The organism is Streptomyces sp. NPDC020983 (assembly GCF_044333485.1).
Taxonomy (GTDB): Bacteria; Actinomycetota; Actinomycetes; order Streptomycetales; family Streptomycetaceae; genus Actinacidiphila.
Genome location: NZ_JBIRRA010000005.1, coordinates 605,420 through 614,399 on the forward strand (window position 1 = coordinate 605,420; position 8,980 = coordinate 614,399).

The following is an 8,980-nucleotide window of genomic DNA, read 5'->3' on the forward strand; positions in this document are numbered from 1 at the left end:
CGGGCCGCGCGCGCGTCAGGGCATCGCCCCGGGCCGGCGTCCTACGTCGCGTGGTGGCGCCGCAACGGCGCCCGGCCGGGGGGCTGCTGGGGCGGCGGGCGGTGGTTGACCTCCGGCAGCCCGTGCTCGACGGGCTCGCCCGCGGTGAGCGTGAAGCGCGTGTCGTAGTGCCGGACCTCCAGCGGCTCCCCGCACGACATCGTGTACGTCGCCTTCGTCCTGCCCACCTCCACGCGCAGCCGCCGGCCGCGGTAGAGCAGCCGGAAGGCCATCCGGCTGAGCGCCTCGGGGAGTTTGGGCGCGAAGCCGATGCACCGCCCGCCGTCCACCATGCGCATCCCGCCGAACCCGGCCACCAGCGCCGTCCAGGTCCCGGCCAGCGCGGCGATGTGCAGGCCGTCGCGGGCGTTGTTCTCCAGGTCCTCCAGGTCGATCAGCGCCGACTCGCCGATGTAGTCGTACGCCAGCTGCAGGTGCCCCACCTCGGCGGCGATCACCGCCTGCCCGAAGGCCGACAGCGACGAGTCGCGTACGGTCAGCGGCTCGTAGTAGGCGAAGTTGCGCGCCTTCTGCTCCGGGGTGAAGGCGTCACCGCGCAGGTACATCCCCAGGACCAGATCCGCCTGCTTGACGACCTGCTTGCGGTACAGGTCGAAGTACGGGTAGTGCAGCATCAGCGGGTAGTTCTCGGGGTCGGTGGCGCCGAAGTCCCACACCTGGTGCCGGGTGTAGCCCATCGACTGCTCGTGCACGCCGAGGTCGTCGTTGTAGGGCAGCGCCATCGCCGCCGCGGCGTCCCGCCAGGCCGCCGTCTCCTCGTCGGTCACGCCCAGCGCCGCGGCGTGCCGCGGGTGGCGTTCGGCGGCGTCGGCGGCGGCGTCCAGGTTCGCCTGCGCCATGAGGTTGGTGTAGACGTTGTCGTCGCTGATCGCGCTGTACTCGTCCGGCCCCGTCACGCCGTCGATGTGGAAGGCCCCGGCGTGGTCGTGGTGGCCGAGCGAGCGCCACAACCGGGCCGTCTCCACGAGGAGTTCCAGGCCGGTGTCCCGCTCGAACGCCTCGTCGCCGGTGGCGGCGACGTAGCGGACGACGGCGTCGGCGATGTCGGCGTTGACGTGGAAGGCCGCCGTTCCGGCCGGCCAGTAGCCCGACGCCTCCTCGCCGTTGATGGTCCGCCATGGGAAAGCGGCCCCCTCGAAGCCGAGCTGCCGGGCCCGTTCCTTCGCGGCCGGCAGCGTGTTGTACCGCCAGCGCAGCACCTCGGCCGCGGCCCGCGGCGAGGTGAGGCACAGCAGGTGCAGCACGAACGTCTCGGCGTCCCAGAAGGTGTGGCCGTCGTAGCCCGAGCCGGTCAGGCCCTTGGCCGGCAGCGCCCGCTCCTCGGCCCGCGCGCCGACCTGGAGGACGTGGAAGAGCGCGAACCGCACCGCCTGCTGGATCTCGGTGTCGCCGTCCACCTCGACGTCGGCGCGCTCCCAGAAGTCGTCCAGATACGCCCGCTGCTGGTCGAGCAGGCCCTTCCAGCCGGTGTCCCGGGCGCCCACCAGCGCCGCGTCCGCCTGGTCGCGCAGCGCCGGCAGCGAGCGCGTGGCCGACCACCCGTAGGCGACGAACTTCTCCAGCCGCAGGGTCTGGCCCGTGCCCACCACCGAGGTGACGGTCAGCCGGCTCACGTCCTCGGCGGAGTCCGCCGACACCTGCGTGGTGCCCGCCGGGCCCTCCACCCGGTGGTCGGCGGCCACCGCGAGCCGCAGGCCGCTGCGGGTGGTGGAGTGCACCAGCCGCAGCCGGGTGCCCGACGCGCCGTGCTCCTCGCTGCGCAGCGGCGAGGACAGCGCGGCCGACACCCGCGGGTCGCCGGAGGAGTGCGGCACCTCCTCGTTGGCCGCCAGCTCCGACTGCACCACCAGCCGCACCTCGCCGTCCAGCGGCTCGACCTCGTAGGCGATGGCGGCGACCGCGCGCTGCTGGAAGGACACCATCCGCGTCGAGCGCACCCGCACCGCGCGCCCGGCGGGCGAGACCCACTCGCACTCGCGGCGCAGCACCCCGGCCCGCAGGTCCAGTTCCCGCACGTGCGAGCGGACCGTGCCGTAGCGCAGGTCGAACGGCTCGTCGTCGACCAGCAGCCGGATCAGCTTGCCGTTGGTGACGTTGATGACCGTCTGCCCCGACTCGGGGTAGCCGTAGCCGGCCTCCGCGTACGGCAGCGGGTGCAGCTCGTGCAGCCCGTTGAGGTACGAGCCGGGCAGGCCGTTGGGCTCGCCCTCGTCGAGGTTGCCGCGCCATCCGATGTGCCCGTTGGACAGCGCGAACACCGACTCGCTCTGCGGCAGCAGGTCGAGGTTGAGCTCCAGCTCGCGCAGGCTCCACGGCGAGACCTCGTAGGCCGGGTCGGTGATCACCTGCCGTGCCCCAGCAGCTCGGCGAGATCGGTGACGACCGTGTCGGCGCCGTGCCGGCGCAGCTCCTCGGCCTGCCCGGTGCGGTCCACGCCCACCACGCGGCCGAACCGCCCGGCGCGCCCGGCGTCCATGCCGACCAGCGCGTCCTCGAACACCGCCGACTCGCCGGGGCCGAAGCCCAGGTCGCTCGCCGCCTCCAGGTACGTGTCGGGCTTGGGCTTGCCGCGCAGGCCCCGCTCGCGGGCGACGTTGCCGTCGATCCGCACGTCGAGCAGCTGCTCGATCCCGGCGGCCACCAGCACGTCCCGGCAGTTGGCGGAGGAGGAGACCACCGCGGTGCGCAGGCCGGCGGCGCGCACCGCCTCCAGGTAGCGCACCGAACCGGGGTAGGGCGCGACGCCCTCCTCCCGGATCTTCTCCAGCACCAGGACGTTCTTGCGGTTGCCGACGCCGTGCACGGTGTTCAGCTCGGGCGGGTCGTCCTCCTCGCCCTCGGGCAGTTCGATGCCGCGCGAGGACAGGAAGCTGCGCACGCCGTCCGCGCGCGGCCGGCCGTCGACGTAGGTGTCGTAGTCGGCGGTGGCGTCGAAGGGCTGGAAGTCCGGGCCCTCGATGGTGCGCAGCACCGCGTCGAAGGTGTCCTTCCAGGCGGCGGCGTGCACCAGCGCCGTCGGGGTGAGGACACCGTCGAGGTCGAAGAGGCAGGCACGGATGCCGTCGGGAAGGCCGATCTCGGTCATGACGCTGCTTGTGCCCGCTGACCGGGCGGGGTATGTCCGCCGCCTGCGAAGACCGCCCGACTCGCCGAACGGCCGCCCGCCGCCGGTGCGGGCGCGGTGCTCAGGCGCCGAGCCGGTTGATGTCCCGGGTGGAGAGGATGTGGGGGCCCGCGCCCTCCAGCCGCACGACGGCCAGCATCGAACGGCCCAGCAGCCCGGCGGTGGTCACCCGGTCCGGCACCAGCCGGTGCGCCGGCGGGTGCAGCCGGGAGGTCAGCCGGTGGACCGCGCGGTGGAGCGGGGTGCCGGAGACGGTGCCGTCCCCCGGGCGGATCCGGCCGGGGCGGAACATGTACGCCCGCATGTCCATCGCCAGCAGCGCGTTCTCGGTGCGGCCCTTGACGCGAGCCCACGCCACCCGGCCCTGCTCGGTCCTGTCCGCGCCGGCGCCCGAGACGTAGGTGAACGTCAGGGCCGGGTTGCCGGCGGACAGCAGCCGGGCGGCGGCGAGCGGGAAGTCGAAGCTGACCCGGCGGTAGACCTCGGCGCTGTGCCCGGTGGTGGAGACCCCCAGGCAGTAGAAGCAGGCGTCGGCGCCGTCCAGCTCGGCGGCGACCGGGGCCAGGTCGGTGAAGTCGGAGTGCGCGACCTCGCGCAGCTTGGGGTGACCGGTGCCCAGCGGGCCGCGCCCCACCGAGACCACCTCGGTCACCCCGCCGTCCTGCAGCGCGGCGCGCAGCGCCCCGTGCCCGGCCGTGCCCGAGGCACCGAAGACAACCACCTTCATCGCGGGCCGCCGCCGCCTTCCCGGATCCGCCGCCGCTGTCCGGGCGCCGGCGGCACCCGCGGGGGGACGATGGTAACCCCCCCGGCGGGCGGGCCGGTTCACGGCTCAGTCGGCGACGACCGCGATCTTGTGGAGGTAGTCGCCGGCGACGGCCCGGCCCAGCAGGAAGTCGGCGACGTCGGCGCGGGAGACGGTCGGCACCCCGCGCAGGTCGAGCTGCTCGCCGTGCCGGTAGCGGCCGGTACGGGCGCCGTTGGTGAGCATCACCGGGTAGACCAGCGTCCAGTCCAGACCGCTGTCCCGGAGCACCCGCTCGCCCGCGGCCTTGTCGGCGTAGACGCGGCCGAGGAGCAGCCGGTAGCCGAGCCGCGGCAGCGGCGGGACCTCCGCGAGCGTGTCGCCGACGCCGAGGCCGGACAGCCACACCACCCGGGAGACCTCCGCGGCGCGCATCGCCGCGACGATCCGCGGCGCCGCCCCGGCCATCACCGCGGGCGCGCGCAGCCCCCGCAGGCTGCGCTCGGTGCCCAGCGTGACGATCACGGCGTCGGTGCCGGTGACGGCGGCGGTCACCGCCTCCTGGTCGGACGTCACCTGCCCGGTGGCGATCGTGAGCCCCTGCCGTGCGGGGGGCGCCTTGGCCGGGTCGCGCACGAAGGCGGTCACCTCGTGGCCGGCGGCCAGCGCCTGGGCGACCACCTGGCGCCCGGTCGCGCCGGTGCTGCCGAAGACCGCGACGCGCACGGCGTCCTCCTCCTGCTGGTGACGTGTCCCGCGGGGCGCGCCACCGGCGGGCGCCGGGCCGCGGCCCTGCTCGTACCGTACCCGCGTGCGCCGCGTGCGGGGCGTGGCGGTCAGGCGCGGACGGGCTCGGCGAGGTGTTCGACGGCACTGACGAGCGGGGCGAGCCGCGGGTCCAGGGCGGCCTGGTCGAGGGCCTCGCGCAGCGCCGCGTTGTTGGTGGGGCGGGCGGCGGCCAGCAGCTCCGCGCCGGCCGGGGTGACGTCGGTGTAGATGCCCCGCCGGTCGGTCGGGCACAGGTAGCGCGACAGCAGCCCGCGCTCCTCCAGCCGGGTGACCAGCCGGGTCGTCGCGGACTGGCTGAGCACCACCGCGTCGGCGACCTGCTTCATCTGGAGGTGGCCGCCCTCGCCGTCGTGCTGCCGGCTGAGCACGTCCAGCAGCGAGAACTCCCGCACGCTCAGCTCGTGGTCGTGCTGCAGGGCGCGCTCGACGTGCGCCTCGATCCGGCCGTGCAGCAGGGACAGTGCGCACCACCCGCCGGCGAGTGCGGTCATGGCCGGATCCGTGGCGGTCATCGCTCCTCCTGGCCCGGTACGGGCGGTCCGGCGCCCGGCTCCGCCGCCGTGCGCGTCGGCCCCCAGCCTAACGCGCTTGCAATTAATCCGCGTCTGCAATTATTGTCAACGCTTGTTACGTGCTCTCGCGGGCAACGTGCTGCCGCGCTGTGCGGTGGCGGAGCCGCGGGGGAGGGGTCCCGCGGACCCACGGACCACCGGAAGGGTTGCGCCTCATGCCTCTCGCTCTGCTGGCCCTGGCCATAGGGGCCTTCGGGATCGGCACCACCGAATTCGTCCCGATCGGGCTGCTGCCGCAGATCTCCGACTCCTTCGGCGTCTCGGTCCCGACCGCCGGGCTGGTCGTCACCGGGTACGCGCTCGGCGTCGTCGCCGGAGCGCCGCTGATGACGGCGCTGGGCACCCGGATCGCCCGCAAGCGGATGCTGATGCTGCTCATGGGGCTGTTCACGGCCGGCAACCTCCTCTCGGCCGCCGCCCCGGACTTCGCGGTGCTGCTGGCCGGACGGGTGCTCACCTCGCTCGCGCACGGCGCCTTCTTCGGCATCGGCTCGGTCGTCGCGGCCGAGCTCGTCGCGCCCGCCCGGCGGGCCGGCGCGATCGCGACGATGTTCACCGGGCTGACGGTCGCCAACGTCGTCGGGGTGCCGCTCGGCACGCTCGTCGGCCAGGGCGCGGGCTGGCGGGTCACCTTCCTCGTGGTCGCCGTCCTCGGCGTCGCGGGCCTGCTCGGCGTCGCCCGCCTGGTCCCCGACCTGCCGCGGCCGGAGGGGGTGCGCCTGCGGCACGAGATCGCCGTCCTGCGCAACGCGCAGGTGCTGCTCGCGCTCGGCACGACCGTCCTCGGCTTCGGCGGGGTCTTCGCCGCCATCACCTACCTCGCGCCGATGATGACCGACGTGGCCGGCTTCTCCGACGGCGGCGTGACCTGGCTGCTGGTGCTGCTCGGCCTCGGCATGGTCGTCGGCAACCTGGCCGGCGGCCGGCTCGCCGACCGGCGGCTGATGCCCGCGCTGCTCACCGCGCTCGGCGGGCTCGCCGCCGTGCTCGCCGCCTTCACCGTGACCGCGCACCACCAGGCCGCCGCCGCGGTCACGGTCTTCGCCGTCGGCGCGTTCGGCTTCGCCACCACCCCGCCGCTGCAGAAGCGGGTGCTGGACCAGGCCGCGGGCGCCCCGACGCTCGCCTCGGCCGCCAACATCGGCGCCTTCAACCTCGGCAACGCGCTCGCCGCCTGGCTCGGCGGCCTGGTCATCTCGGCCGGCCACGGCTACACCGCGGCCAACTGGGTCGGCGTCGGCCTGGCCGGCGGCGCGGTGCTGCTGGCCGTGACGTCGATGGTGCTGGAGCGCCGCGGCGCCCGCCGTCCGGGCCGGGTCGTCGCCCGCTCCGCGGCCGGACCCGCCGCCGCGGACCCGTCCGCGGCGGCGGCCGCCGAACTCAGCCCGCCGGTGTCGCGCCCACGCTGACGTACGTCACGTCGACGGTCGCGGGCTGCGCGGTCGTGCTCGTCGGCGCGGGCAGGAAGCCCACGGTGCCGGTGCCGAAGCAGGGCAGGCTGATGTCCTGCGGGATCGGCACCTTCACGCCGTACGCCTTGATCTCGGTGGTCGGCACCGCCGACGTCGCGTTCCCGAAGCCGACCCGGACGCGGTCGGCGGATTCACCGGTGTAGCCGACCCGGGCCGAGACCGGGGTCGCACCGGAGACCAGCTGGACCGACACCGTCTGGCCGGCCAGCGGGTGGCCGGTCGAGGTACCGCTCACCGGGCCGAAGCAGCCGACCTGGATCACCGCGCCGATCGTGACGCCGTTGACCTGGCCGACGAAGGTCTGGTGCGGCTGGACCGGCAGCGGGTCGACCTGGGCCGCCGCCGCCGACGACATCCCGGCCGCGCCGCCCAGCAGGACGACGGCAGCGGTGATGCCGAGGCTCCGTAACCGATGGTGCGTGCTGCGCATTGTCTACCTCCGGAAGTGGGGGGTCCCGGGGCCTGTCCGCGGCCCCGGGAGAACGTCGAGGGCGAACCGTGCGAGAGCACCTGCATCGTAGTGGCGCCCGCCCCGAACCGACCCCGCCCGGAAGCGCCCGCACCGCCCGGCGGCCGCGCCCTCCGGTCGGGGCCGCCCGGCTGGCGGCGGCCCGGGCACCGGGGTAGGACAGGAGGAGGTGCGAAGCCGCCGGCGGCGGGAAGGCGAACGGCCGGACCCGTACGCAGCCCCAGAAGGGACGGACATCGTGGCACGACCCAGGATCCTCGTGGTGGGAGCCGGCTTCGCCGGAGTGGGCTGCGTCCGCAGGCTGGAACGCAACCTCGGCCGGGACGAGGCGGACATCGCCCTCGTGACGCCGTTCTCCTACCAGCTCTACCTGCCGCTGCTGCCGCAGGTCGCCTCCGGCATCCTCACCCCGCAGTCGATCGCCGTGTCGCTGCGCCGCAGCCGGCGCTACCGCACCCGGATCATCCCCGGCGGCGCGATCGGCGTGGACACCAAGGCCAAGGTCTGCGTGGTGCGGACGATAACGGACGAGATCTTCAACGAGCCCTACGACTACATCGTCCTCGCCCCCGGCAGCATCACCCGCACCTTCGACATCCCCGGCCTCGTCGACAACGCCCGCGGGATGAAGACGCTGGCCGAGGCCGCGTACGTACGCGACCACGTCATCGCGCAGCTGGACCTCGCCGACGCCTCGCACGACCCCGTGGAGCGCGAGTCGCGGCTGCAGTTCGTGGTCGTCGGCGGCGGCTACGCGGGCACCGAGACCGCGGCGTGCCTCCAGCGGCTGACGACCGCCGCGCTGTGCCGCTACCCGCGGCTGGACCCGAAGCTCATCAAGTGGCACCTGATCGACATCGCCCCCAAGCTCATGCCGGAGCTGGGCGAGAAGCTCGGTGACAGCGCCCAGCAGATCCTGCGGGACCGCGGCATCGAGATCTCCCTCGGGGTGTCCGTCGCCAAGGCGTCGCCGAACGAGGTGACCTTCACCGACGGCCGGGTGGTGCCCTGCCGCACCCTCATCTGGACCGCGGGCGTCGTGGCGAGTCCGCTGATGGGCACGCTGGACGCGCCGACCGCGCGCGGCCGGCTCGTCGTCACCCCCGAGATGACGGTGCCGGGCCGGGACGGGGTCTTCGCGCTCGGCGACGCCGCGGCCGTCCCCGACCTCACCAAGGACGCGGAGGACGCGGTCTGCCCGCCCACCGCGCAGCACGCGATGCGCCAGGGCGTGCGCGCCGCCGACAACGTCATCGCCGCCATCCGGCACCGGCCGCTGAAGCCCTACCGGCACAAGGACCTGGGCCTGGTCGTCGACCTCGGCGGCCGCGACGCGGTGTCCAAGCCGATGGGCATCGAGCTGCGCGGCATGGCCGCGCAGGCCGTCGCCCGCGGCTACCACTGGTCGGCGCTGCGCACCAACGTCGCCAAGACCCGGGTGATGACGAACTGGCTGCTGAACGCCGTGGCCGGGGACGACTTCGTCCGCACCGGCTTCCAGTCGCGCAAGCCCGCCACGCTGCGGGACTTCGAGTACACCGACGCGTACCTGTCGCCCGAGGAGCTGCGCGCGCAGGTCGCCGAGACACAGCCGCAGACCTGACGGCGGTACGGGCGCGGGGGGGGGGGGGGGGGGGGGGGGGGGGGGGGGGGCATCGCCGCGGGGGAGTGGAAGGCCGTCAGTTCGAGCTTTCCGTTGCCGTCGGGGGTGCGCATCATCGCGATGGTGGTGCGGACTCCGTCGAGGCC

At 74.5% G+C, this 8,980-nt stretch carries 8 protein-coding genes; 2 read left to right on the plus strand and 6 right to left on the minus strand.

Annotated elements, in window-relative coordinates; all coding sequences use genetic code 11:
- Positions 1–41 precede the first annotated feature (41 nt).
- From ACH4SE_RS14295 to ACH4SE_RS14315, 5 genes are all read right to left on the minus strand, one after another.
- Positions 42–2,405 carry a glycoside hydrolase family 65 protein gene (locus tag ACH4SE_RS14295; protein ID WP_398543655.1) on the minus strand — a complete coding sequence of 788 codons (2,364 nt, stop codon included), beginning with the start codon at positions 2,403–2,405 and terminating at the stop codon, positions 42–44.
- Positions 2,402–3,145: an HAD family hydrolase gene (locus ACH4SE_RS14300; RefSeq protein WP_398543656.1), complete on the minus strand. Its 744-nt coding sequence runs from the start codon at positions 3,143–3,145 to the stop codon at positions 2,402–2,404. Before ACH4SE_RS14300 ends, ACH4SE_RS14295 begins: the two co-directional genes overlap by 4 nt.
- 100 nt (positions 3,146–3,245) lie before the next feature.
- Positions 3,246–3,911 (minus strand): epimerase, encoded by a 666-nt coding sequence (locus ACH4SE_RS14305; protein WP_398543657.1) that lies wholly within the window; start codon positions 3,909–3,911, stop codon positions 3,246–3,248.
- A gap of 105 nt (positions 3,912–4,016) precedes the next feature.
- Entirely contained in the window at positions 4,017–4,655 is a 639-nt protein-coding gene (locus ACH4SE_RS14310) for an NAD(P)-dependent oxidoreductase (RefSeq protein ID WP_398543658.1), read from the minus strand.
- 110 nt (positions 4,656–4,765) lie between these two features.
- Positions 4,766–5,230, minus strand: a complete 465-nt coding sequence (locus ACH4SE_RS14315; protein WP_398543659.1) for a MarR family winged helix-turn-helix transcriptional regulator — start codon at positions 5,228–5,230, stop codon at positions 4,766–4,768.
- A gap of 215 nt (positions 5,231–5,445) precedes the next feature.
- Between ACH4SE_RS14315 and ACH4SE_RS14320 the strand changes: the two genes are divergently transcribed.
- A complete protein-coding gene (locus ACH4SE_RS14320) occupies positions 5,446–6,699 on the plus strand; it encodes an MFS transporter (RefSeq protein ID WP_398543660.1) in 1,254 nt (417 codons plus the stop codon).
- Here the strand turns inward: ACH4SE_RS14320 and ACH4SE_RS14325 are convergent.
- On the minus strand, positions 6,671–7,192 hold the full coding sequence (locus tag ACH4SE_RS14325) for a hypothetical protein (protein ID WP_398543661.1): 522 nt from the start codon (positions 7,190–7,192) through the stop codon (positions 6,671–6,673). The genes ACH4SE_RS14320 and ACH4SE_RS14325 overlap by 29 nt on opposite strands.
- Positions 7,193–7,469: 277 nt before the next feature.
- Between ACH4SE_RS14325 and ACH4SE_RS14330 the strand changes: the two genes are divergently transcribed.
- The gene (locus ACH4SE_RS14330; protein ID WP_398543662.1) at positions 7,470–8,834 is read left to right on the plus strand and encodes an NAD(P)/FAD-dependent oxidoreductase; all 1,365 of its coding nucleotides are present in this window, start codon (positions 7,470–7,472) and stop codon (positions 8,832–8,834) included.
- Positions 8,835–8,980: the final 146 nt, after the last annotated feature.